Genomic DNA, 23,398 nt, shown 5'->3' on the forward strand with positions numbered 1-23,398 from the left:
TAATAATACCAGTATGAACGTTCAATTAAATCCTTACTTGCGGTATACGGCTTCGGCTTCCTTAATCGGCTTGATTGCATTGGGCCTGGCGTGGGAATTGTTTTGGGCGCCGCTTCGCCCGGGTGGCTCCTTATTGGTGTTGAAAGTCTTGCCTTTATTGTTGCCTTTGCGCGGTGTTCTAAAAGGTAACGTATACACCATGCAATGGGCCAGCATGTTGATTCTTCTATATTTTATGGAAGGTGTGGTACGGGCTTATTCCGACCCGAATGCCATGTCGGCAATGCTGGCCGGCGTGGAAATCGTTTTGTCTTTTGTTTTTTACATTTGCGCCTTAATGTATTTGCGCCCGGCGAAGAAAGCAGCACAGGCGGCCAAAAAAGCAGCGAACGCAAAGGGGGCGAAATGAGCATTAATTCGTTTGGGCATTTGCACATTGAAAATTCGTTTGCCGATGATCTGCCGGCCCGTTTTTATACGCGGCTTGAAACGCAACCCTTAACGAATCCAAGGCTGTTGCATGTAAACAATGAAGTTGCGCATGCGCTTGGCCTGCGGGAGGCAGACCTTCAAAGCCCGGCGTTTCTCAAGGTGGTTTCGGGTTCGGAGCCTTTACCCGGCGGGCAAACCTTGGCAGCCGTTTATAGCGGACATCAGTTTGGTGTGTGGGCCGGGCAATTGGGTGATGGTCGCGCGCACCTGTTGGGGGAAATCGCAACCGATGCAGGCCCCCAGGAGTTGCAGTTGAAAGGATCGGGGTTAACGCCGTATTCACGGATGGGTGACGGCCGTGCCGTTGTGCGCTCCTCGGTGCGCGAATATCTTGCCGGAGAGGCAATGGCCGGTCTGGGCATCCCTACCACCCGGGCGTTGTCGCTGGTGGTGGCCGACGATCCGGTCTATCGGGAAACACAGGAAGCTGCGGCCGTGGTTACGCGGGTGGCGCCTTCGTTCGTACGTTTTGGTACTTTCGAACATTGGGCGCAAGATCCAGACAGCCTGAAATTGTTGCTGCGCTACGTTGTGCCGCGGTTTTACCCACAGTGCCTGGCTGCCCAAGAGTCGGCACAAACCGACTTAAGTCGCGACACTATTTTGCGATTTTTAAACGAAGTCGTGGTGAAGTCGGCGCGCTTGGTGGCCGATTGGCAAACGTGTGGCTTTTGTCATGGCGTAATGAACACTGACAACATGTCGATTTTGGGCATTACGCTTGATTATGGGCCTTATGGGTTTATGGATGGCTTCCGTATAAACCACGTTTGCAACCACACCGACACGCATGGTCGCTACGCCTGGAATGTGCAGCCGGCGGTTATGCACTGGAACCTGTATCGCCTGGCCAGCAGTTTAACGGCATTGGGTTTGGAGCCCGATGAGTTGAAAACGCAGTTGCAGGTGTTTGAGGGCGCCTTTCTGCAGGCTTATCAGGGAAATCTTGTGCGCAAATTCGGTTGGCTGTCCTGGCATGAGCAAGATCAGGACCTGGTGGACGAGTGGTGGCGGTTATTACATACTCAATCGGCGGATTTCACGCTCAGTTTTCGTCGCTTGTCGACGGCCCTCGATCAGCCGGAATCCTTTCTGGCTCTGTTCGACGAGCCGGCTCCGGCGCGCGAGTGGCTGGAACAGTACCGCCGGCGCGTGCAGTTTGATGGGCGCAGCGAAGCCGACCGGGTGACTCAAATGTTGTCTGCTAACCCGCTTTATGTATTGCGCAACCATTTGGCGCAGCAAGCGATTGATGCGGCAGAGAAAGATGATGCATCCGTCATTGATGCCTTAATGACGGTATTGCGCGATCCGTATACAGAACGGCCGGGGTTTGAGGCTTATGCGCAGGCGGCCCCCGAGTGGGCCCGGCACCTGGAAGTAAGCTGCTCCTCTTAATGCGATAATCACGCTTTGGTGTGTTTATTATTTTCGTGACTGGACATTATGTCGGGCAATACTCTTGGAAAACTGTTTTGTGTTTCAAACTTTGGTGAGTCGCACGGCCCGGCCATTGGTGCCGTTGTCGATGGCTGCCCTCCCGGTTTGCCATTGTCGGAAGCGGATATACAGGCGGAACTGGATCGTCGCAAGCCCGGTACCTCGCGCCATGTTACCCAGCGCAAAGAACCAGACACGGTTGAGATATTGTCGGGTGTGTATAACGGACTAACCACCGGAACGCCAATAGGCCTGCTTATTCGTAACACTGATGCACGCAGTAAAGACTACAGCAATATCGAGGACACATTTCGACCAGGGCATGCCGATTACGCCTATTGGCGCAAGTATGCGCATCGTGATCCGCGAGGCGGCGGTCGTTCTTCCGCCCGGCTTACCGCCCCAACAGTTGCCGCCGGTGCCATTGCGAAGAAATGGTTGGCCCAAACATTCGGTGTTCAAGTGCGCGGTTATATGAGTCAATTGGGCGAAATTCCCATTCCTTTTGTTAATTGGGAGATGGTGGGGCAGAATCCGTTTTTCGCACCGAACGCGGACATTGTTCCGGAACTTGAGGCTTATATGGACCAATTGCGACGCGATGGGGATTCCATTGGGGCGCGTATTGAAGTCGTGGCTGAAAATGTTCCAGCCGGCTGGGGTGAACCCATTTATGATCGCCTCGATGCCGATATCGCCCATGCCATGATGGGGTTAAACGCGGTGAAAGGGGTGTCAATTGGCGCGGGTTTCGATGCTGTTGCACAACGTGGCTCTGAACACGGGGACGAAATTACGCCCGAAGGTTTTGTCGGTAATAACGCCGGGGGCGTGCTGGGCGGTGTTTCGTCGGGCCAGCCGCTAACCGTTTCCCTGGCAATTAAGCCAACGTCCAGCATTCGGGTAATGCGGCGTTCAGTGAATCGTGCCAATGAGCCCGTTGAAGTTCAAACCTTGGGGCGTCACGACCCTTGTGTGGGTATTCGTGCTACGCCAATTGCAGAGGCGTTATTGGCATTGGTGTTAATGGATCATGCGTTGCGACACCGCGCGCAATGCGGTTAAGTCGTGACAGCGTAACCAATCAAGCACGTTTATGTGTTAACGAAAGTTCGGGTCGGGAGTTCACCATGGGCAAATTGAAATTTAACCGTATTTTCAGTGCCGGCGTACTGGCTGCCACTTTAGTGATTTCAGGTTGTGCCGGCGTGCAAACAACGCAGTCTGGCGCAGTGGGCGTTGAACGCCAGCAGTACATGTCAGGGCTGGTCTCTGAACAGGCTTTGCAGCAAGAGGCGGCGCAACAATACAACAGTTTGTTGTCACAGGCCCGGGCACAGGGGAAGCTGGACACGAATGCTGCTCAAACACGCCGGGTTCAAAATATCGCGCAACGCTTGATTGCCCAAGCAGGGGTGTTTCGTTCCGATGCCGCCCAATGGAACTGGGAAGTTCATGTGTTGAATGATAATCAGGTGAATGCATGGTGTATGCCGGGTGGCAAGATTGCGGTATACAGCGGCCTGATCAACCGGTTGAACCCTACCGACGATGAACTTGCTGCCGTTATCGGTCATGAAATTGCGCATGCGTTACGCGAGCACTCGCGTGAACAAGTGTCTCAGCAAATGGCCACGCAATTGGGGTTGTCGGTATTGGCGGCTGTGACGGGTAGCCAGGCCTCAGCCAATTTGGGCAATGCTTTAACCAATGTGATGTTCACCTTGCCCAATAGCCGCACCCACGAAATCGAGGCAGACCGTATCGGGACGGAACTGGCCGCGCGTGCGGGCTATAACCCCAACGCCGCAGTCACCTTGTGGCAAAAAATGGCAGCGCTCGACCGTGGTAACGCGCCACCTGAATTCTTATCGACCCATCCTTCTCCTGACACTCGTATCCAGGATTTACAAGTGATAGCGAATCAAGTGATGCCTTTGTACGAACGCACTCAAGGTCGTTAACCGGAGTGTGCATAGCCTGTTAGTTGCAGTACTAGTATAAATTATCTTCTTGTACTAGCGTAAGAGCTTGGCATAATAGGCTTATCGTTTCTTTTTCGATTCTCAGAGAGCACTATTATGGCTGAAACCCTTTACGACAAACTTTGGAATGCCCACGTCGTGCATCAGGAGTCCGATGGCACCTGTTTGCTTTATATCGACCGACAACTGTTGCACGAAGTAACCAGCCCTCAGGCTTTTGAGGGGCTGGCGTTGGCGGGACGAAAACCATGGCGGATCAGTGCCAATTTGGCCGTGGCCGATCACAATGTACCCACGACAGCGCGCGATCAGGGCATCAAGGATGAGATTTCCCGTATCCAGGTCGAAACGTTGGATAACAATTGCGAGAAATACGGTATTACCGAATTTCGCATGAACGACATGCGTCAAGGCATTGTGCACGTTATTGGGCCGGAGCAGGGGGCGACATTGCCTGGGATGACGGTGGTGTGCGGTGACTCCCACACCAGTACCCATGGTGCAGTGGCGGCTTTGGCATTCGGTATCGGTACATCCGAAGTTGAACACGCAATGGCCACTCAAACCTTGCTCATGAAAAAGAGCAAGAACATGTTGATTGAGGTCGATGGCGAATTGCCGTTCGGCTGTTCAGCCAAAGACTTGGTGTTGTATATCATCGGTGAAATTGGTACGGCAGGGGCAACCGGCTATGCCATTGAGTTCGCGGGTAGTGCGGTACGAAATTTGTCGATTGAAGGTCGCATGACCATGTGTAATATGGCCATCGAGGCAGGGGCTCGGTCGGGCATGGTGGCGGTCGATGATAAAACCGTTGAGTACTTCCGTAATCGGCCCTATTCGCCCACCGGGGAAATGTGGGATCAAGCTGTTGAATATTGGCGTACCCTGCATTCCGACGAGGGTGCGCACTTTGATCGTGTCATTAAGTTGAATGCTGCCGATGTGCAGCCCCAGGTGACATGGGGCACGTCGCCTGAAATGGTGGTTTCTGTGTCAGGCAGGGTACCGGATCCCGCTTTGGAAAAAGATCCCGTAAAGCGCAGCGGTATGGAAGGTGCGTTGAAGTATATGGGTCTTGAGCCCAATACCCCTATGACGGAAATCAAACCCGATCGGGTGTTCATCGGATCCTGTACTAATTCGCGTATTGAAGACATGCGTGCGGCGGCGGCGGTCGTTAAAGGCAAGAAAGTGGCAGCGAACATCAAACAGGCCATGGTTGTGCCGGGGTCGGGCTTGGTCAAGCGGCAGGCTGAAAAAGAAGGTTTGGACAAAATTTTCCTTGAGGCGGGCTTCGAATGGCGTGAGCCGGGTTGCTCTATGTGTCTGGCCATGAATGCCGATCGTCTTGAGCCTGGTGAACGCGGTGCGTCGACATCAAACCGCAACTTTGAAGGTCGGCAGGGTCAGGGTGGGCGATCACATCTGGTTAGCCCCGCGATGGCAGCCGCTGCAGCGGTGGCCGGTCATTTTGTCGACGTTCGTCAATTCAGTTAAGGAGTAGATCATGGAAGCTTTTACCACTCATAAGGGCCTGGTTGCGCCGCTTGATCGTGAAAACGTTGACACTGACTTGATCATGCCCAAACAGTTTTTGAAGTCGATCAAAAGAACCGGGTTCGGCCCGAATTTGTTTGATACCTTGCGTTATCTCGACGTAGGTGAACCGGGAATGGACAACTCGAAGCGCCCGTTGAATCCAGATTTCTCTTTGAACCAGCCTCGTTATCAGGGTGCTTCAATTTTGCTGACCCGCAAGAATTTCGGTTGTGGTTCCAGCCGTGAGCATGCGCCCTGGGCTTTGCTGCAGTTCGGCTTCAGGGCCATTATCGCGCCATCGTACGCCGATATTTTTTTCAATAACTGCTTCAAAAATGGTTTGTTGCCTATTGTGCAACCGGAAGATGTCGTATCCGAGCTGTTCCGTGAAATGGAGGCAACGCCCGGCTATGAGCTGACTGTCGACCTTGAAGCGCAAACCATTGCCAAGCCGAATGGTGATGTGTTGAAGTTTGACGTTGAGCCTTTCCGTAAACATTGTTTGCTGAATGGTCTGGACGACATTGCGACGACATTACAGAAGGCCGACAAAATTCGTGCTTTCGAGGCCGATCGTCTTGCGCGTTTCCCTTGGCTTGAGGGCCTGCCCGGCTAAATGAGTCGGTTCAGGCCCGGCTTTACGATCACGACACATTAAACCAGAACATTCAGAGAACCCAGAATGACCCGAAAGATTGCAGTTTTACCCGGTGATGGAATCGGTCCGGAAATTATTGATCAGGCTTTGCGCGTCCTAAGTGCGCTGAATCTCGATTTGAGTTTTGAGACACAACCGGTTGGGGGGGCCGCCTACGCGCAGCACGGTCACCCGTTGCCGCCCGCCACGCTGGAATTGGCAAAAAGCGCCGATGCTATTTTGTTCGGTGCGGTTGGCGATTGGAAATACGACTCCCTTCCTCGCGAGCACCGGCCGGAACAGGCTATTCTGGGCTTGCGCAAAGCCTTGGGTTTGTTTGCTAATTTACGTCCGGCGATTTTGTATGAAGAGCTGGCGAACGCTTCTTCGCTTAAGCCGGAAGTGGTGGCGGGTTTGGATATTCTGATTGTTCGTGAGCTAACCGGCGATATTTATTTTGGTAGCCCGCGTGGTGTGCGTGAAGCGCCCGATGGTCCTTTCAAGGGAGAGCGGCAAGGGTTTGACACTATGTTGTATACAGAACCTGAGGTACGTCGTATCGCGCATGTTGGATTTCAGGCGGCGCGCAAACGTAATAAGAAATTATGCAGCGTCGATAAAGCCAATGTATTGGAAACGTCTCAGTTTTGGCGCGATATCGTGATTGACGTCGCGAAATCCTATCCAGATGTTGAGTTAACCCACATGTATGTCGATAATGCGGCAATGCAATTGGTGCGTGCACCCAAGGCATTCGATGTAATCGTGACAGGGAACCTGTTTGGTGACATTTTGTCCGACGAGGCCTCAATGCTGACGGGCTCCATTGGCATGTTGCCTTCAGCTTCTCTGAATGAATCGAACCAGGGTTTGTATGAGCCCAGTCACGGCTCGGCCCCTGATATCGCCGGCCAAAATATCGCCAACCCACTGGCAACCATTTTGTCGGCTGCCATGATGCTGCGATATTCGTTGAACGCGGATGAGCAGGCAAAGCGAATTGAGGCAGCCGTGCAGTCGGTGTTGAAACAAGGTTTGCGTACGCTGGATATCCACGAGGAAGGCACTACACGTGTTTCTACGTCGGAAATGGGCGATGCGGTGCTTAAGGCGTTAAAATAGCCGTTTGTTTCTTAAATAGACAGTGATTTTTTATGACCCAATCAGTAGGCTTAGTCGGTTGGCGCGGCATGGTGGGCTCAGTGCTCATGCAGCGCATGCGCGACGAAAATGATTTTTCCTTATTCAATCCGGTGTTCTTTTCAACCAGTAATGCGGGTGGAAAAGCACCTGCCTGGGCTGACGGCGCCGGGCCCCTGCAAGATGCGTACGATATCGAGGCACTCAAAAAGCTGCCCGTGATCGTAACGGCTCAAGGTGGAGACTACACCACTAAAGTGCACGGGCAGTTGCGCGATGCCGGCTGGGATGGCGTTTGGATTGATGCCGCCAGCACATTACGCATGGCTGAAGACGCCATTATCGTGCTGGATCCGGTGAATCGGCCTGTTATTGATGCGGCAATGAAGCGAGGTGTCAAGAACTTTGTGGGTGGCAACTGCACGGTAAGTTGCATGCTCATGGGCCTGGCAGGCCTGTTTAACAAAGATCTGGTCGATTGGATGACCAGCATGACATACCAGGCCGCTTCCGGTGGTGGTGCCCAACACATGCGTGAGTTGCTTACGCAGTTTGGCATTATTAATCAATCTGTTAAATCGTTACTCGATTATCCCGCTTCGGCCATTTTGGAAATAGATCGCGGCGTGCTTGATGTTCAGAAAGATCCTAACTTGCCTCGAGAGCAATTCCAGGTTCCTTTAGCGGGCAGCCTCATTCCCTGGATTGATCGTGATCTGGGCAATGGCGTGTCTCGTGAAGAATGGAAGGCGGAAGCCGAAACCAATAAAATTCTGGGCCGCGGCGAAGCGTTTGGCACGGAACCAACGCGTATCGATGGTTTGTGCGTCCGTATTGGTGCCATGCGTTGCCATAGTCAGGCGTTAACCATTCGCCTGAAGAAAGACGTGCCTCTGGACGAGATATCCGATATTATTCGCGACGGTTCCAAATGGGCGAAAGTTGTGCCTAACGAAAAAGAATCCACTGTAAACGATCTGACTCCGGTGGCAGTAACGGGCACGCTCGATATTCCGGTGGGGCGTTTACGCAAAATGTCCATGGGATCTCAGTATCTGAGCGCCTTTACGGTGGGCGATCAGCTTCTTTGGGGCGCGGCCGAACCATTGCGCCGCATGTTACGTATCACTTTGGGCGAACTGTAATATGAATGATTCTTGTCGCGTAACTGTAAAACCTTTGGCAGTTCGTTTGGCTTACCTCACGGCATTAGCCTCATTAGCTGTAAGTTCTTCAGTTTATGCGATAAGTTTTGGTCATTCGCGTTTACTGTCCCCTGTGGGTCAGCCCCTGCAGATTCAGGTACCGGTGCACGCGTTAACCGACCAAGAGCGTGACTCCTTGGTGGTTTCGGTAGCGGCCGCGCCGGCCTGGGAGCAGGCGGGTTTGACGCCGCCGGTTGACCCGGCAACGATGCAAGTTGCCGTGGTTGACGGCGTTAAGGCCGGGTCAAAGCTCATTACCGTCCGCTCCAGTCAACCACTTTCTTCAAGCGTGGCAGATTTGCTGCTGGCGGTGCGTTCGTCGTCCGGTCAGATGCAACATCAGGTTAGTTTGTTGGCTCCGGCCGATCTCGAAGTGGCACGTGCGAGTGGCGGCGTAACGGCTTCTGGTTCCGGGGCAGTGGGTACGCCGGGTGATGCTGCGGCCACATCCATTCAAATTCGTCGCGGTGATACTTTGTTTGCCCTGGCGCGTCGCCATGCGGTTCCGGGTATCAGCGTATATCAATGGATGATTGGGGTAATGCAGGCGAATCCGCAGGCATTCATTAACGATAACGTTAATTTAATCAAGGCGGGCGCAACATTAAATGTGCCGGGCGGGCAGCAGCTTGCGGCTTTGTCCGATCGAGAAGCACGGGAAATCTTTCAAAAACATGCAGGGGCTTTTGCCGAATATCGGCAGCGTTTGGCGGGTGAAGTTGCACGCGCTGAGCCTGCTACTGCGCAAGCAACTGATCGCGGTGAGGTCACAGCACCCGAAGTTGGTTCTACGCCTGCTCCGGCCGTCCAACAACAAGACCGTCTTGTGCTGCAATCAGCGCAAGCATCTACAACGCCGGCAAATTCTCCCTCAGCTAATTCGTCATCGGTGGTGAACGCAGGGGGTCAGAACGGTGGCGGAGGTTCAACTGCGCAGGCAAACGGCGACACGGCCGGCTCAAGTACAGTGTCAGTGAGTAGCGATGATCAGCTTGCGCTTGAGCGCAATACTGAAGAGGCCCGTCAGCGCGTTAATCAACTTGAAGATAACGTTAAGAATTTGAATCAGGCTTTGCAGCAGCAAGGTACCGCTGCTCATCAAGCCGTGGTGGATGGTGCAAAAACAGTAGAAGAAACGGTTGAGCAGTTGAAGGAAATGGTTGATGGCGAAATGCCCGGTTCTGATACTGCCTCGGCAAATAACGGGCGTAACGATAACGTGCCGGGAACGGGTCAGGATAAGAGTGTCGTCACGTCGGGCAGTGATGGTTCGACCAGCCCCGCCAACGCCGGTACCAGTACTAACGCCGGCAGCACCATAACAGAAGGCACATCAGGGGCATTGGCGGGGAATGCTTCTTCCGCTGCCCAAGCCGGGTCCGCTAGTAAGCCTTCGAGTGCTGAAGCGGCTGCATCTGTCGAAGATGCCAATAAAGACTCCGATTCACTTTCTACGTGGTTCATGAATAATTTGCTGATTGTCATTAGCGGTGCACTCGCGCTTATTGTTTTGATCGTTGCTTGGCTGCTGCGTCGTGTTGGCGCTGAGCGTGACGATGACTCCGATGCCGTTATTACAGAGGAGATGGTGCGTGAGCGTTTGCAGAGCATTAATCTCGATCTCGACGATTCGACGGAAACCGGTCAAACGGAAAAACGCAGATAAGGTATGACTCGACTGGCATTGGGTGTGTCTTACGACGGCTCACCTTGGCGCGGTTGGCAAAGCCAGCCGCATGGCCAAACGGTACAAGATCAATTTCAGCGGGCAGTTCACCAGTTCATCACTGAGCCGGTGGCGACGGTTTGTTCCGGGCGTACCGACGCAGGCGTCCATGCCCTTGAGCAAGTCGTACACCTGGATACGCCGGTTAATCGTTCGCTTGAGTCATGGACAAGGGCGTTAAATGGTTTGTTGCCGCCCAGTATTTCCGTAAACTGGGTGAAGCCAGTTACCAACGATTTTCATGCTCGTTTTTCGGCAACAGCCCGCACCTATATTTATGTTGTTCGTAACGATCGAATTCGTTCGCCTTTGGTGCATCGGCGGGTGGGTTGGGTTTTTTATCCCTTGAACCTGACTCTCATGAAAGAAGCGGCGGCACGCTTGTTAGGTGAGCACGATTTCAGCAGCTTTCGAGCGTCTGAGTGTCAGGCAGCCAGCCCGGTGCGCGACTTGCAACAGGTCGACATTGAGCAGCACGGTGTTTACTACGTCTTTACATTTAAGGCTAATGCGTTTTTACACCACATGGTGCGTAACTTAATGGGTATGCTGATTTATGTGGGCTTGCAGCGCATGACGCCCGAATCCGTAACCACTTTGCTTCACGACAAAGATCGTCGTCTGGCGCCACCTACCTTTGCTCCTGACGGCTTGTATTTTGCACGGGTCGATTATCCCGATTCATTTAATTTGCCGCAATTATCAGCACAAGAAAACTTTAAGCTGCACTTTGGTTTTCTTGGTTAAAGCGAGTGGATTGAGCCATGACTGCTTTGCTGCGGCCACCATTTTTAGCTTGGTACATCGCTTTGTCGGCGGCATGGCTCAAGCTGTGAACATCAACACCGTGTTCGGGGTATAACGCAATGCCGATACTGGCGGAAATGTTGGCTTGGTAGGGCCCCAATTGAAAGGGGTTTTGCAATGCTTCGCATAGACGGGTGGCAATATCCATGCATTTTTCGGGTTGCGTGTCTTCCAGGAGGTAAACCATGAATTCGTCACCTCCTATACGCCCTGCCAGATCTGTTGTGCGCAGGAAGTGCGAAATTCGCCGGCTGACTTGTTTCAACAGTTCGTCTCCCACCGCATGGCCATATTGGTCGTTTACCGGCTTGAAGTGATCCAGATCTATATAGAACAACGCTAACGAACGGCCTCGTAAACGTGTTTGGGATAACGCTGTATCCAGTCGATCCAGAAAGCACCAACGATTCGCCAGGCCGGTTAACGGATCGTGCAAGGCAAGATGTTTTACCTCTTCTTCCAACTTGTGTCGAGCGGTAATATCGTTCACGTAACCCGTCCAGGTAATGGTGCCGTCAGACAAGCGTTGGGGTAAGTCTCGAGCCTCAACCCAGAGGGTTGTGCCGTTCGTGTGCTGCATTCTGAATTGGGCATGCCATGGAAGCAGGGAGTCACCGGCTTCAATACTGCTGCTCAAAACCCAATCATGGTCGTCAGGATGGATGCGATCGAGCAGCAGGCCGGCGTCATTGCGAACGTCCTCCACAGATATGCCGAACATTTGTGTGACAGTACGCCCTACGAATGTAAATTCCCAATGATCGGGCGGTTGATAACACAATTGGTATACAAAGCCTGGTAGATAATCGGAAATGGCATCGAGTTGTTGAACCAAATCGCGAGACCATGTGATGTCGCGTGCACTGATCAGGAAGTAACCTGGATGCGACCTTAACGGCGCCACGCGAATGTTCCAGTCTCTTTCGCCGGCGGGAACGCTAATGACTTGGTCGAATTCGACAGTATTTTGTGTTTGCAGGCAGCGCTGGTATTCGTTCAACAGGCGCCTGGCTTCATCAGGAGTGAAAAGGTCGTGTGGTGTTTTCCCGATTAATTGGGAGCGTTGCAGGCCAGTGGCAATTTCAAACTGCTCATTGGCTTCGGTGTATCTGAATGTCGTGCCTTTATCGTCCACCTGCATAATGACGAGGATATCGGGAGAATGCTGAAAGGCGGCGTGTAAAAGGTCCATGTATTCAGGCCCGATCTTAAATTTGCAAAGCGTACTTCAGCTCTGCGGGTGCGGCAACAGAAATAAGCGAGTCGATATCAGGAAAACAACAATAAATGGAACAGTACGGTAGGGGTTGTCAAGAGATTTGCGGCGCTGTTTTGCTTTGACCGGACCGCCGTTTCATTGCTCGTTAAAATAGAGCTTTGGTAAAACCTGAAGGCTGTTGTGAATGGCTGGTGTTATTGGGCAGAAAATGAAGAAAATCCGCACACGCGTGAAAATATGTGGTTTAACTCGGGCTGAAGATGTGAACGCTGCGGTGGCGGCGGGTGCCGACGCCGTTGGTTTGGTTTTTTATCCACCCAGCAGCCGTTATGTATTACCCGAAAACGCGAGCGATTTGCGCAACCTGGTTCCGGCCATGGTAAGTGTTGTGGCGCTTTTTGTGAACGCTTCAAATGAGGATGTGCAACAAGTTATTGATCAAGTGCAACCCGACGTGCTGCAATTCCACGGGGATGAAAGCCCCGACGAGTGTGAGCAGTATGGTCGTCGATATATGAAAGCCTTTCGCGTTGGTGCGCCGGGTTTGGATACCCCGCAGGCGGTATTGGACACGTGTCTCCGGTATCGCTCGGCCAGTGCGTGGTTGTTCGACAGTTACAGCGCCGGGTACGGCGGTAGCGGTAAACAGTTTGATCTAGGGCTTTTGGAAATGGTTATTGCAAGCCCTGAGTCAAAGCCGGTTGTGCTGGCGGGCGGATTGAATGTGGAAACAGTTGGAGCGGCAATTGCGCAGGTGGCACCGTTTGCCGTCGATGTCAGTAGCGGAGTAGAAATTTCCGGCGGCGTTAAATGCGAAGGCAAGATTCGGGCATTTATGCAGGCTGTGGCGTTGAGCCGCTAGTCATTTTAGCGAGTACTCCCAATGGCTCAAGCCCATACCAGTTTTTTTTCTCCACTGCGCTTTGTATTGTTTCAAATAATAGTTTTTTCCCTTCCCGCACGGCTTGAGAGTGTGAACGGGACTGGTTCTCGAAAAGCGACCAGGTGAGGTAAATACGTTTGATGGGACTCCAATGTATGGATTGATCCAAAATGCTTGTGCTTACGGCACATGCAGGAACAACCGTTAAACCAAACCCTTCTTTCGCCAGTTGAAGGCATAAACTTAGGGTGTCGGTTTCAACCGCACCATTAAATCGAAGCCCTTTTCGGGCGAGCATGTGTTCTATTTGTACCCGAAGCTGGTTGGGGCGACCAGGCAAAATCAGCTTGACCCCATCGAGTTTATTGAGAAAAACCGGAATCTCTGGGCTGAGTCCTGAGTCTTCCCCCCCGACTATAACCAAGGGCTCCCGGGCTAGCGGTGTCTGTTTGAAACCGGTGGGTGGTGCAAAATCAAACGGAATAACGCATAAATCCAATATGCCGGCCAGCATCTGTTCGCGCAGGATGTGGCTGACACCCTCGTGAACGCGCAATTTTATATCCGGGTGGCGTTGCACCAGCTGGCTTATGTATTGCGTAGTGAACACTTGATTCCAGGAAGGAGGTATGCCAATGGAAAGCTGGCCCGCTGCCATTTCGCCGACCTGCTCTTTGATAATGGAAAGTTGTCGTAAAAGTGGTCGTGCCTTGTCGGCAAGCAGCTTTCCTGAATCCGTTAGTTTTACACCCCCTTGTGAGCGTTGAAATAATTTTGTACCCATTTCCCGCTCAAGTGCCGCAATATGACGTGATAGGGCCGGCTGGGACACATGAAGGTCGGCGGCTGCTTTGTTGATGCTTCCCAGTTCCGCCACGCGAAGCATATATTCCAGAAGACGAGGTTCCATCGTATTTTGAAGCTCCTTTGTTGATGGTTGCGAACACACATTTGAAACGTTTGTGTAAAGGCAATTAAACATGAATTGTTTGTTATCCATTATATGAATAATGGCAATGACTGTTTAACATTATTCAAATATCAATGGCTCCCATAGAATTCTTTCATTAGCCGCAGGATTGGCTCGCGGCATTGAAAGGAGACCATTCAATGGGTAAACAGAAAGTCATTGTGACAGTTGCGCCGACAGGGGGAATGGCCAGCAAGAAACAGAACCCTAATCTACCAACTCAACCACAAGAAATAGCAGAAGACGTATACCGTTGCTATAACGCAGGGGCGAGCGTTGTTGCATTGCATGCACGTCGTGCCCAGGATGACGAGGCGACGTGTGATCCGGCCATTTATGGCGAGATGAATACGCTCATTCGTGAAAAGTGCGACATCGTATTGAATAACTCGACAGGCGGTGGCATTAACGGCGATATGGTCCACCAGCTTAATAATGGGCTGTGGGAAATTAATTTTGAGCAACGCATAAAAGGGATGCAAGCGCCTGGCGTTGAAATGTGCACGCTTGACGCTCAGACAATTTGTGCCAGTTTTGGCGATAAAGAAATCCTGGTACCAACGACGCCTAGCAGAATACGCGAGTTGGCTGAAGGCATGATGGAACGGGGCATCAAGCCGGAATGGGAGGTTTTCAGCCTTTCTGACATTGTGCAAGAAGTGAACAAGGCGATTGCGGCGGGATTTGATAAGCCACCGTACTTCATCAACATCGTGCTTGGCGTGAACGCATTCCAAGGTGCATTGCCCTATACCCCGAAAATTCTTCAGCAAATGGTTGATCACCTTCCCAAAGACGTCGTGTTTAACGTGAGTGCTATTGGGGCTGCTCAGTTACCCGCAACGACACAGGCGGTATTGATGGGAGGGCATGTTCGGGTCGGATTGGAAGACAATCTGATGTATGAGCCCGGTGTTCAGGCAACTAATCTTATGTTGGTTGAAAGAATGGTGCGAATTATTCGTGAATTGGGCTACGAGCCCGCGACGCCGACTGAAGCCCGCGAGATTATGGGGCTGCCACCTCTTAAACAATAAGTGTTCAGTATCTGGCCGGGCATCATGATGTTTGAATGGTGTCGGCTGGTTTTGGGCTTTAAAAAGATAGGAGATGAGTTGTGGCAGAACCCACTTTTCGCCCGGTCAGACGAATTGTGACCGGGCATAACGAGGTGGGGCGTTCGGTTGTGCTAACTGATGCCCCTTCGCCTCACAAGATGTCGCTGGCTGGGGTGTCGAATTTCGGTGTGACGGATATATGGAAAACCGAATCGGCGCCTGCCAGTAACGAGGGTGATATTGACCCTTGCAGCTTGCCAATCGTTCTTGCTCCGCCCAAAAGCGGAACGGTTTTTAGGGTCGTGGAGTTTCCGCCCGACAAAGAGTATATCGGCAAATGGAAACGCGAAGCGGCTTTTGCCTCAATGGGCGATTCGGGCGCCGAGGCTCTGGAGGAAGACGCGTCACGCCATGAAATGATGCATACCACGGAATCAGTCGATTACGCATTTGTGATCGAAGGCGAGATTTGGGCTGTTCTTGATGAGGATGAGGTTTGCATGAAAGCGGGTGATGTACTTGTTCAACGCGGTACAAGCCACGCATGGAGTAATCGAAGTGATAAGCCGGCACGGGTGGGCTTTGTATTGATTGACGCTCATCCGTTGCGGCGATAAACGCACTGTTCATATCTTGATCGATAAAGGAGACAATGATGAAAAAGAAATACTTGCTGGCGTGCGCCCTGACCGTGTCATTAATTGGTCATCAAGCAGTCGCTGATGTCAAGATTGGCTTTACCGGTGCGCTTTCCGGGCCGGCAGCGGCATTGGGCCAGGATCAATACGATGGTTTTATGTTGGCGGTTGAGCGGAACAACGGAAAGTTGGGTGGTGAAACGGTTGAAGTGATTCGGGAGGACGATCAGGTTAAGCCAGAGATTGGCCTCCAGGCTGCCAGAAAACTTATTGACCAAGATAATGTTGATGCTATTGTCGGCATGGGTTTTACAAATGTACTGATGGCAATGCTGCCGCCTATACGTGAGTCTGGTGTCGTTGCAATTGCCACCAATTCAGGCCCGTTGACACTTTCAGGAGCGGGTTGTCAGCCTAATGTGTTTTCTACTGCATGGCAAAGTGATGGTCCAGCTGAAGCGATGGGTGTTTATGCCCAAAAAAATAATTTTAATAATGTTTACCTGATGGCTCCGAACTATCAGGCTGGAAAGGAAATGTTGGCAGGTTTTAAACGTTTTTACAAAGGCGAGGTGGTTGATGAGGTTTACACCCCTTTATCACAAACTGATTTCTCGGCTGAAATTACCATGTTGCAAGCTTCTGCTCCCGAAGCGGTGTTTGTATTTTATCCCGGCGGTTTAGGCATTAATTTTGTGAAACAAATGCGCCAGGCAGGCATGCTGGATAAAGTACCCGTTTTGTCTGTGTTTACTGTTGATGGTACAACCTTGCCGGCATTGAAGGGACTTGCCGATGGGGTTATTGCCGGTGCGATGTGGGATGCATCCCTTGAGAACGAGGCAAGCGAAGAGTTTGTAAAGGCCTACAAGGAAAAATATGGTCGTGTTCCCAGTTTGTACTCAGCGGCGGGGTACGACGCTGCCAATTTGTTGGGTGCGGCCATTGAAAGCGTTGATGGCGATGTGGCCGACAACGCGAAATTCGCTGCTGCGGTAAAGGAGGCGGGTGCTAGTTTTGAGTCGGTCAGAGGGCCGTTTAAGTTCAATAACAACAATATGCCGATTCAGAATTTCTATGCTTTCCAAGCTGTAAAAACAGGCGAAGACGTTGCGATGAAGCATATTGATACACCCCTCGAAAGTCATAAAGATGCCTACCACGCAGAATGTAAGTTGAAGTAGGCTTTATTGGCTGGAGAAACGAATGAAAATCAGAATCCTTGGTGCAGGTCCTGCCGGATTGTATTTTGCCGCGCTCATGAAGCGTTTGGATCCTGTTCATGATATTGCGATTTATGAGCGCAACCCCAAGGATGCAACGTGGGGGTTTGGCGTTGTATTCTCGGATAAGGCGCTGGAATTTCTGCGGACTGACGACGATGCGTTGTATCAATATTTAAGTCGGCACCTTGAAAATTGGCCTGAGATAACCATTGTTCATAACGACACGGCGATACCGGTCGCGGGTAATGGTTTTGCGTCAATCGGGCGCTTGGAGCTGTTGACGCTTTTATACGATTACGTTGAGGCGCTTGGGGTCAAGTTGCATTTTGAAACCGAAGTGACGGCTTTGTCGCAGATGGGCGACGCCGATTTGTATGTTGGTGCTAATGGGGCGTTTTCCTGGCTTCGAACGGAAAACGAAGCCAATTTTGAGACAACCACCGATTGGCGTTCGAATCGTTTTATCTGGTACGGCACCACCAAGGCATTCAACAGTCTTACATTAACCTTTCGGGAGACAGGGCACGGCGTATTCTGTGCCCACCACTATCGGTACAGGCCAGATCGAAGTACGTTTCTCGTAGAGGTTGAGGAGGACACCTGGCAGCGTGTCGGGTTTGAGTCCATGAGTGCTGAAGAAACTGTGCGGTATTGCGAAAAGGTCTTTGCGAAAGACCTGGAAGGACATCCCATCATTTCCAACCATTCATATTGGCGGCAGTTTCCGGTTATCTGGAATGAACGTTGGAGTTTCGATAATGTGGTGTTAATTGGTGATGCTTTGCGTACTGCCCATTTTTCAATTGGTTCTGGAACCCGTTTAGCAATGGAGGACGCGGTTGCGTTGTACAAAGCCTTTAAAAATGCGGGGACAACTGATATTACATGTGCGCTTACGGAGTTTCAGGCCTCCCGTTTGCCTCCTATGAAGAAAATATGGGATGCGGCTAACACCAGTATTGACTGGTATGAGCAAATGGATAAATTGGTTCATGATTTAACGCCCGTTGAGTTCGCGTACAGCTATATGACGAGAACAGGGCGGGTGAGTCATGCCGATATCAAAAAGCGTGACCCTGTTTTGGCGCAAGCGTATGAAAAATTACATCCGGAAGTGGCGTTAACTGTCCACGGGTGATATGGCAAAAACAAAGTAGTACCGATTTTGAAGAGGCCGTATTGATGGGATTGAGTCCGGTTGTGTGGCAGCCCGGGAAGTATCTGAGTGAGAAATGCAAATTAGCGCAGTTTAGGCGCTATTTGGCTACCACGGGGTACGGACCGTTTTACGATTATCAGTCTTTACATCATTGGTCGGTATCCGAACCTCAAGCCTTTTGGCGTGCCGTGTGGGATTTCTGCGGTTTAACGTCTGTTGAGCCGGCCTCTGCGGTTCTGGGCAGTCACGCTATGCCCGGCGCGCAATGGTTTCCCGGCATGACTTTGAACTTCGCCGGGAACCTGCTCAGGTTGGCCGAAGGCGAGCAGGCCAATGATGAAGCGGTCGTGGCGTATTGCGAAACCCGTCCGGTATTGCGTCGCACGTATGCGCAATTAAAAGCAGACGTGGGCGCCCTGGAGGCCTATTTTAAAAGTCAGGGCGTTGTTAAAGGCGATCGGGTTGCCGCTATTGTGACCAATGGCTATGAAGCGCTCGTGGCCATGCTGGCCACGAGCAGTATGGGCGCGATTTTCAGTTCGGCCTCACCCGATTTCGGTGTGGGTGCTATTTTGGATCGGTTCTCGCAAATTGAGCCGGCCATGCTGGTGATCGTGAACGGGTATGGGTACGGTGGCAAGGTGTTTAGCCGCACTGAGGATTTTCAGGCGATCCGCCAGGGTTTGCCAACCCTAAAAGGGGTGGTGGCCATTGAACAGGTACCCGGGCAGGCCATGCCGCAAGGTCCCGGCGTGGTGTCCTGGGAGGCAGCTTTGCAGGCGGGGGCAGGCCAGGCGCCCAGTTATACACCCGTGCCGTTTGATCATCCGGTCTACATTCTGTTTTCTTCCGGTACCACCGGTAAGCCCAAGTGCATTGTGCATGGCACGGGCGGCATCTTGTTGAACCATGCCAAAGAGCTCATGCTGCATGGAGACATCGGGCCGGGCGATAGCCTGATGTATTTCACCACTTGCGGCTGGATGATGTGGAATTGGCAGGCGTCGGGCCTGCTCACGGGCGCGCGCCTGGTGACGGTTGATGGGTCTCCGGGGTATCCGAATTTAAGTTATCTGTGGGAACTGGCCGCGAACGAGGGCGTGACCCACTTTGGGACCAGTGCTCGTTTTATTGCCGGGTGTCGCAAAGCCAATTTAACGCCTACGCAAACCCATACCCTGCAAAAGCTGCGGGTGGTGTTCTCTACGGGCTCCCCGTTGTTGCCTGAAGATTATGACTGGTTTTATGCCGACGGGGTACCGCAGGCATTATTAGGCTCCATTGCGGGTGGCACCGACATTTGCGGCTGCTTTGTCGGGTGTGTGCCCACCTTGTCGGTACGCCGGGGCGAGATTCAGGGCAAGATGTTGGGGGCCGATGTGACGGCATTTGATGACCAGGGTCATGAGGTGCAGGCCGGGCGGGGTGAGCTGGTGTGCAGGCAGCCCTTGCCGTCGATGCCGGTGGCGTTCTGGAACGACCCCGAGGGCAGCCGATATCGCGATGCGTACTTTGATACTTACCCAGGTGTCTGGGCGCATGGTGATTTTATCGAATTCACTGATACGGGCGGCGCCATCATTTATGGTCGTTCCGACGCCACGTTGAACCCCGGCGGGGTGCGCATTGGCACCGCAGAAATCTACCGTCAGGTTGAAACGGTGGATGCTGTAAAAGACAGCTTGGTGGTGGGGCGTCAGGTGGATGGTGATGTGGAAGTGGTGCTACTGATTGTTCCCGCCCCAGGCCATGACTTAAATGATGCCTTGATAAAGGAGTTACGCACCCGTATTCGTGAAGGGGCCAGCCCACGACATGTGCCGCGTCATATTCTGGCCGTGCCCGATATTCCCTACACCCGCAGCGGCAAGAAAGTGGAGTTGGCGGTGGCGCGCCTGGTGAATGGGTCGGCTCGCAGCGACAATCGCGATGCGTTGGCCAATCCGCAGGCTCTGGATCAAATTGGTGAATGCCTGCGCGCGCTTGGGTTGAAAGCCTGAATAACGAAGGTTGTTATATCGTTTTTTGCCTATGCTGAAAAGTGATGTGCTTGTTTTTTAGTTATCCATAAATTGGTTAACTCTTATAAGCCTTCTGCATTATTCAAATAATCAGTCAAGCTCTAAACTGTTTTCATGGGTTTCTGAGATGCGAAACAGTCTGCACTGAGTCTGTTGCAGATAATTGGATATACATGGATAACATTATTTATAAGAAAATCGATGAAATAGGTGTTGTTGCCGTATTAGGCACGGGGTCGGTGGGTGCCAGTTGGATTGCACTCTTCCTGGCTCACGGTCTGGAGGTCATTGCATATGACCCGTCACCCAATGCACCTGAAAATGTGAATGATTTTGTTTCCAATGCCTGGCCTGCCTTGTGTGAGTTGGGTCGCACCAAGTTGCCGCATCCCCCACTTGATCGGATACGTTTCGTCTCTTCGGCGGGAGAGGCTGCCCGCATGGCGGATGTGATTCAAGAGAATTGTCCGGAGCATTTGGAGATAAAGAAACAACTTTTATATGAGGTTGAGGCTGTCGCGGCTCCCAGCAAAATTATTCTTTCAAGCACGGGCGGAATTCCACCTAGTGCCATGCAAGAGGCCTGCACGTATCCTGAGCGGTTAGTCGTTTTACATCCATTTAACCCTACCCATTTAATTCCGCTTGTTGAAGTGGTGGGCGGGCGGAAAACTTCTCCGGTTGTGGTTGATTGGGCAATGGATTTCGCCCGTTCTCTGCACAAACAACCGATTTGTTTGCATGCTGAAACCAATGGTCATATGGCCAATCGTTTGCAGTTTGCATTAATGCGCGAAGCGGTGGCGTGTTTGCAAGATGGAATCGCAAGCGCACGCGATATCGATGCCGCCGTTCGTTGCGGTTTGGGGCCGCGGTGGGCTTTAATGGGCGGATTGCTAACGTTGCATTTAGCAGGAGGTGACAAGGGGATGCAAGGCATTCTGGATCATGCCGGCCAGGCCATTCAGGAATGGTGGACGCCATCTGCGTCGGTGACGCTTACGCCTGAGCTTGTTCAAAAACTGGTTAATGCTGCGCAGGAAGTATCGCAGGGCGAGTCGGTTCAGCATTGGGTTAAATGGCGCGATGAGGGTTTGGTCGACGTATTGAAGTTACAGGAAAAACTAGGGGCATGACGTGTCCCTCCAACTATGAAGAAATGATGAGTGAATCTTATAAGTGGCCCGTTCCATTACCTGAAAGTTTATCGGTTAAGTTGGATGACACCATTGCTGTTTTAACTTTAAATCGTGCACATAAACGCAATGCACTCTGTGATGAGTTGGTGCTGGGTATGCAGATCTTTTTTTCAAGCATTCCAGCACATGTGCAGGGTGTGGTGGTGCACGGTGCCGGCGGCGATTTTTGCGCCGGTCTTGACTTGAATGAACTGAAAGAAACCTCTGTCGCCGAGAGTTTTGATACGTCAATTATTGGGCAGCGCCTGAATGACACTGTGCAGTTTTGTAAAGTGCCGGTTATTTCGGTGCTTCATGGTGCTGTTATCGGGGGTGGGCTGGAGTTTGCGGCTTCAACACATATTCGCGTTGCCGAGCGGAGTGCCTATTACGCTCTTCCCGAGGGTACGCGCGGCATTTTTCTGGGCTCAGGAGGGTCTGTTCGCCTGCCTCGTCTTATCGGAGCTGCGACGGTGATCGATATGATGCTGTCAGGACGGGTGTACGAGGCTGAAGAGGCACATCATATTTTGCGACTCTCTCAATATCTGGTTGACCCTGGCCAGGGATTGCAGAAAGGGATTGAACTGGCCAAACGTATTGCAAAAAACGCGCCATTAGCGAATTTTGCCGTTATCCAATCCATCCCTCGTATTTGCGAGCAAGATCCGCAAACAGGGCTGTTTACCGAAATGCTGATGGTTGGCATTGCTCAAGGAGACGATGAAGCCAAGCAGCGTTTGCGCGATTTTCTGGAACGTAAGGCCAATAAGGTTCAACGCCATTCTCAGGGGTAGATAACCCTTGCTGATAATGATGTGTATGAGTAACCCCAAGCGAAAGGGATAAACCAATGAGTTCCGCACCTTTACGAACCGATTTCAGTCGAGACGAGTTAGAAGCCGAGGCGAACGAATTTCGACATCATATTGCGCGTTGGGTCGACGAGCGGCTGTGTCCCCAGGCGGAGGCGCTCGATAATGCGAACGATTTTTCTCATGAACTGTTCAAAGAGTTGGGTGATCTGGGTTATTACGGAATCATGTATCCGGAAACGGTTGGCGGTAGTGGCTTGAAGTATCCCTTTACCTGTTTCTCCGTATTATGTGAAGAGCTGGCACGAGGCTCTATGAGTTTCGCTGCGGGTGTGTGTATGCAAGGCTCAACGGCAACGCACACCGTTTTTCAGTGGGGTAATGAGAACTTACATAACAAGTATTTGAAACCGGCTTTGCTGGGTGAGAAAGTCGCAGCGTTTGCAATCACCGAGCCTAATTCGGGTTCCGATGCCGCCTCTTTACGTACACGTGCCACTCGCACAGAGGGCGGCTTCCTTCTTAACGGTTCCAAAATATTCACGACCAATGGTACGGTCGCCGATTTTATTACCGTAGTGGCAACCACAAATCCAACGCAGGGGTTAAAAGGGCTCGATCTCTTTCTGGTTGATACCAATACCCCCGGGTTCTCGGTAGGGCGTAAGCTGGACAAGTTTTCAGTACGAAGCTCCGATACGGCTGAATTGGTTTTTGAGAATGTTTTTGTGCCTGATGAATGCTATTTAAACAATGGTGCACCGAGCAGTTTTCTGAACGCTTATAAGTCATTAACAGTCGATCGTATTTTTACTGCTGCTTTGGCATTGGGCGGTGGTCGGGCTGCATACGACTCCGCTTTGCGTTATGCCAAAGAGCGAGAGCAATTTGGTCAACCTATCAGCAAGTTTCAAGCCATTCAATTTCGGTTGGTCGATATGCTGGCCAAGCTCGAGCAAAGCAGGTTGTATACCTATCATGCCGCAGCACTGGCCGACCAGAATGCATCCATTACTACCGAAGCGGCGCTGGCAAAAATCGTCGCGGCCGAAGGGTGTCATGAGGTTTGTGAAATGGCTATGTCGGTTTATGGCGGTTATGGATTAATGAATGAATATCCTGTGCAACGCTTTCTACGAGATTCGTACTTTCCTATGATCGGTGGCGGTACCGGCGACATCATGCGGCATATTGTTTCAAGGCAATTAGGCTTGTAAAACCTCTTGCCATCTACAAGCTGCACCATAAGCAGCAGAA

General features: G+C 51.8%; 21 protein-coding genes. 19 read left to right on the forward strand and 2 right to left on the reverse strand.

From position 1 onward, the window contains the following. Positions 1–13: 13 nt before the first annotated feature. The 10 genes from G9Q38_RS10165 to truA all read left to right on the forward strand — a co-directional run bounded on the left by G9Q38_RS10165 (position 14) and on the right by truA (position 10,914). Positions 14–409, forward strand: coding sequence for a DUF2069 domain-containing protein (locus G9Q38_RS10165; protein ID WP_166130582.1), 396 nt, complete (start codon positions 14–16; stop codon positions 407–409). Then, positions 406–1,890, forward strand: coding sequence for a protein adenylyltransferase SelO (locus tag G9Q38_RS10170; protein ID WP_166130584.1), 1,485 nt, complete (start codon positions 406–408; stop codon positions 1,888–1,890). The genes G9Q38_RS10165 and G9Q38_RS10170 overlap by 4 nt, the downstream gene beginning before the upstream one ends. A 48-nt stretch (positions 1,891–1,938) precedes the next feature. Further along, positions 1,939–2,997, forward strand: a complete 1,059-nt coding sequence (aroC, locus tag G9Q38_RS10175; protein ID WP_166130587.1) for a chorismate synthase — start codon at positions 1,939–1,941, stop codon at positions 2,995–2,997. A gap of 65 nt (positions 2,998–3,062) precedes the next feature. Then, positions 3,063–3,896, forward strand: coding sequence for a M48 family metallopeptidase (locus G9Q38_RS10180; protein WP_166130590.1), 834 nt, complete (start codon positions 3,063–3,065; stop codon positions 3,894–3,896). Between the two features lie 117 nt (positions 3,897–4,013). Next, a complete protein-coding gene (gene leuC, locus G9Q38_RS10185; RefSeq protein ID WP_166130593.1) occupies positions 4,014–5,417 on the forward strand; it encodes a 3-isopropylmalate dehydratase large subunit in 1,404 nt (467 codons plus the stop codon). 10 nt (positions 5,418–5,427) lie between these two features. Continuing rightward, entirely contained in the window at positions 5,428–6,075 is a 648-nt protein-coding gene (leuD, locus tag G9Q38_RS10190) for a 3-isopropylmalate dehydratase small subunit (protein WP_166130596.1), read from the forward strand. 66 nt (positions 6,076–6,141) lie between these two features. Then, the gene (leuB, locus tag G9Q38_RS10195; protein WP_114420715.1) at positions 6,142–7,218 is read left to right on the forward strand and encodes a 3-isopropylmalate dehydrogenase; all 1,077 of its coding nucleotides are present in this window, start codon (positions 6,142–6,144) and stop codon (positions 7,216–7,218) included. Between the two features lie 32 nt (positions 7,219–7,250). Then, positions 7,251–8,381, forward strand: coding sequence for an aspartate-semialdehyde dehydrogenase (gene asd, locus G9Q38_RS10200; protein WP_166130598.1), 1,131 nt, complete (start codon positions 7,251–7,253; stop codon positions 8,379–8,381). A gap of 1 nt (position 8,382) precedes the next feature. Next, positions 8,383–10,107 (forward strand): type IV pilus assembly protein FimV, encoded by a 1,725-nt coding sequence (locus G9Q38_RS10205; RefSeq protein ID WP_502306671.1) that lies wholly within the window; start codon positions 8,383–8,385, stop codon positions 10,105–10,107. 3 nt (positions 10,108–10,110) lie between these two features. Further along, a complete protein-coding gene (gene truA / locus G9Q38_RS10210) occupies positions 10,111–10,914 on the forward strand; it encodes a tRNA pseudouridine(38-40) synthase TruA (RefSeq protein ID WP_166130603.1) in 804 nt (267 codons plus the stop codon). Here truA and G9Q38_RS10215 read toward each other — a convergent pair. Continuing rightward, the gene (locus G9Q38_RS10215) at positions 10,886–12,166 is read right to left on the reverse strand and encodes a sensor domain-containing protein (protein ID WP_166130606.1); all 1,281 of its coding nucleotides are present in this window, start codon (positions 12,164–12,166) and stop codon (positions 10,886–10,888) included. The two genes, truA and G9Q38_RS10215, sit on opposite strands and share 29 nt — an antisense overlap. A gap of 244 nt (positions 12,167–12,410) precedes the next feature. Here G9Q38_RS10215 and G9Q38_RS10220 point away from each other — a divergent pair, with 244 nt between their 5' ends. Continuing rightward, positions 12,411–13,055: a phosphoribosylanthranilate isomerase gene (locus G9Q38_RS10220; RefSeq protein ID WP_166132376.1), complete on the forward strand. Its 645-nt coding sequence runs from the start codon at positions 12,411–12,413 to the stop codon at positions 13,053–13,055. On the opposite strand, the gene G9Q38_RS10225 is transcribed toward G9Q38_RS10220, so the two are convergent. Continuing rightward, positions 13,027–13,986 carry a LysR family transcriptional regulator gene (locus G9Q38_RS10225; protein ID WP_166130609.1) on the reverse strand — a complete coding sequence of 320 codons (960 nt, stop codon included), beginning with the start codon at positions 13,984–13,986 and terminating at the stop codon, positions 13,027–13,029. The two genes, G9Q38_RS10220 and G9Q38_RS10225, sit on opposite strands and share 29 nt — an antisense overlap. Positions 13,987–14,186: 200 nt before the next feature. Here G9Q38_RS10225 and G9Q38_RS10230 point away from each other — a divergent pair, with 200 nt between their 5' ends. The 8 genes from G9Q38_RS10230 (at position 14,187) to G9Q38_RS10265 (ending at position 23,358) form a co-directional block, all read left to right on the forward strand. Then, positions 14,187–15,083 carry a beta-keto acid cleavage family enzyme gene (locus G9Q38_RS10230; RefSeq protein ID WP_166130611.1) on the forward strand — a complete coding sequence of 299 codons (897 nt, stop codon included), beginning with the start codon at positions 14,187–14,189 and terminating at the stop codon, positions 15,081–15,083. Positions 15,084–15,163: 80 nt separating this feature from the next. Next, positions 15,164–15,721 carry a cupin domain-containing protein gene (locus tag G9Q38_RS10235; protein WP_166130614.1) on the forward strand — a complete coding sequence of 186 codons (558 nt, stop codon included), beginning with the start codon at positions 15,164–15,166 and terminating at the stop codon, positions 15,719–15,721. Positions 15,722–15,759: 38 nt separating this feature from the next. Next, on the forward strand, positions 15,760–16,926 hold the full coding sequence (locus tag G9Q38_RS10240) for an ABC transporter substrate-binding protein (RefSeq protein WP_166132377.1): 1,167 nt from the start codon (positions 15,760–15,762) through the stop codon (positions 16,924–16,926). A 22-nt stretch (positions 16,927–16,948) separates the two neighbouring features. Continuing rightward, positions 16,949–18,106 (forward strand): FAD-dependent monooxygenase, encoded by a 1,158-nt coding sequence (locus G9Q38_RS10245; RefSeq protein ID WP_166130617.1) that lies wholly within the window; start codon positions 16,949–16,951, stop codon positions 18,104–18,106. A gap of 44 nt (positions 18,107–18,150) precedes the next feature. Further along, complete coding sequence (locus tag G9Q38_RS10250; RefSeq protein ID WP_166132378.1) at positions 18,151–20,127, forward strand: acetoacetate--CoA ligase; 1,977 nt, start codon at positions 18,151–18,153, stop codon at positions 20,125–20,127. A 194-nt stretch (positions 20,128–20,321) separates the two neighbouring features. Beyond that, positions 20,322–21,284 (forward strand): 3-hydroxyacyl-CoA dehydrogenase NAD-binding domain-containing protein, encoded by a 963-nt coding sequence (locus G9Q38_RS10255; protein WP_166130620.1) that lies wholly within the window; start codon positions 20,322–20,324, stop codon positions 21,282–21,284. 26 nt (positions 21,285–21,310) lie between these two features. After that, positions 21,311–22,123, forward strand: coding sequence for a crotonase/enoyl-CoA hydratase family protein (locus G9Q38_RS10260; RefSeq protein WP_166132379.1), 813 nt, complete (start codon positions 21,311–21,313; stop codon positions 22,121–22,123). 56 nt (positions 22,124–22,179) lie between these two features. Further along, complete coding sequence (locus G9Q38_RS10265; RefSeq protein WP_166130623.1) at positions 22,180–23,358, forward strand: acyl-CoA dehydrogenase family protein; 1,179 nt, start codon at positions 22,180–22,182, stop codon at positions 23,356–23,358. The last annotated feature ends 40 nt before the right edge of the window (positions 23,359–23,398 follow it).

Source organism: Pusillimonas sp. DMV24BSW_D (assembly GCF_011388195.1).
Lineage (GTDB): Bacteria > Pseudomonadota > Gammaproteobacteria > Burkholderiales > Burkholderiaceae_B > Neopusillimonas > Neopusillimonas aestuarii.

Excerpts from the sequence above, each read along its gene's own strand:
- G9Q38_RS10170 (WP_166130584.1), top strand. The coding sequence starts at position 406 with ATGAGCATTAATTCGTTTGGGCATTTGCACATTGAAAATTCGTTTGCC.
- G9Q38_RS10265 (WP_166130623.1), top strand. The coding sequence starts at position 22,180 with ATGAGTTCCGCACCTTTACGAACCGATTTCAGTCGAGACGAGTTAGAA.
- leuD (WP_166130596.1), top strand. The coding sequence starts at position 5,428 with ATGGAAGCTTTTACCACTCATAAGGGCCTGGTTGCGCCGCTTGATCGT.
- G9Q38_RS10180 (WP_166130590.1), top strand. The coding sequence starts at position 3,063 with ATGGGCAAATTGAAATTTAACCGTATTTTCAGTGCCGGCGTACTGGCT.
- G9Q38_RS10245 (WP_166130617.1), top strand. The coding sequence starts at position 16,949 with ATGAAAATCAGAATCCTTGGTGCAGGTCCTGCCGGATTGTATTTTGCC.
- G9Q38_RS10255 (WP_166130620.1), top strand. The coding sequence starts at position 20,322 with ATGGATAACATTATTTATAAGAAAATCGATGAAATAGGTGTTGTTGCC.
- G9Q38_RS10250 (WP_166132378.1), top strand. The coding sequence starts at position 18,151 with ATGGGATTGAGTCCGGTTGTGTGGCAGCCCGGGAAGTATCTGAGTGAG.
- G9Q38_RS10205 (WP_502306671.1), top strand. The coding sequence starts at position 8,383 with ATGAATGATTCTTGTCGCGTAACTGTAAAACCTTTGGCAGTTCGTTTG.
- G9Q38_RS10240 (WP_166132377.1), top strand. The coding sequence starts at position 15,760 with ATGAAAAAGAAATACTTGCTGGCGTGCGCCCTGACCGTGTCATTAATT.
- leuC (WP_166130593.1), top strand. The coding sequence starts at position 4,014 with ATGGCTGAAACCCTTTACGACAAACTTTGGAATGCCCACGTCGTGCAT.
- truA (WP_166130603.1), top strand. The coding sequence starts at position 10,111 with ATGACTCGACTGGCATTGGGTGTGTCTTACGACGGCTCACCTTGGCGC.
- G9Q38_RS10230 (WP_166130611.1), top strand. The coding sequence starts at position 14,187 with ATGGGTAAACAGAAAGTCATTGTGACAGTTGCGCCGACAGGGGGAATG.
- G9Q38_RS10215 (WP_166130606.1), bottom strand. The coding sequence starts at position 12,166 with ATGGACCTTTTACACGCCGCCTTTCAGCATTCTCCCGATATCCTCGTC.
- leuB (WP_114420715.1), top strand. The coding sequence starts at position 6,142 with ATGACCCGAAAGATTGCAGTTTTACCCGGTGATGGAATCGGTCCGGAA.
- G9Q38_RS10165 (WP_166130582.1), top strand. The coding sequence starts at position 14 with ATGAACGTTCAATTAAATCCTTACTTGCGGTATACGGCTTCGGCTTCC.
- G9Q38_RS10260 (WP_166132379.1), top strand. The coding sequence starts at position 21,311 with ATGAGTGAATCTTATAAGTGGCCCGTTCCATTACCTGAAAGTTTATCG.
- aroC (WP_166130587.1), top strand. The coding sequence starts at position 1,939 with ATGTCGGGCAATACTCTTGGAAAACTGTTTTGTGTTTCAAACTTTGGT.
- asd (WP_166130598.1), top strand. The coding sequence starts at position 7,251 with ATGACCCAATCAGTAGGCTTAGTCGGTTGGCGCGGCATGGTGGGCTCA.
- G9Q38_RS10225 (WP_166130609.1), bottom strand. The coding sequence starts at position 13,986 with ATGGAACCTCGTCTTCTGGAATATATGCTTCGCGTGGCGGAACTGGGA.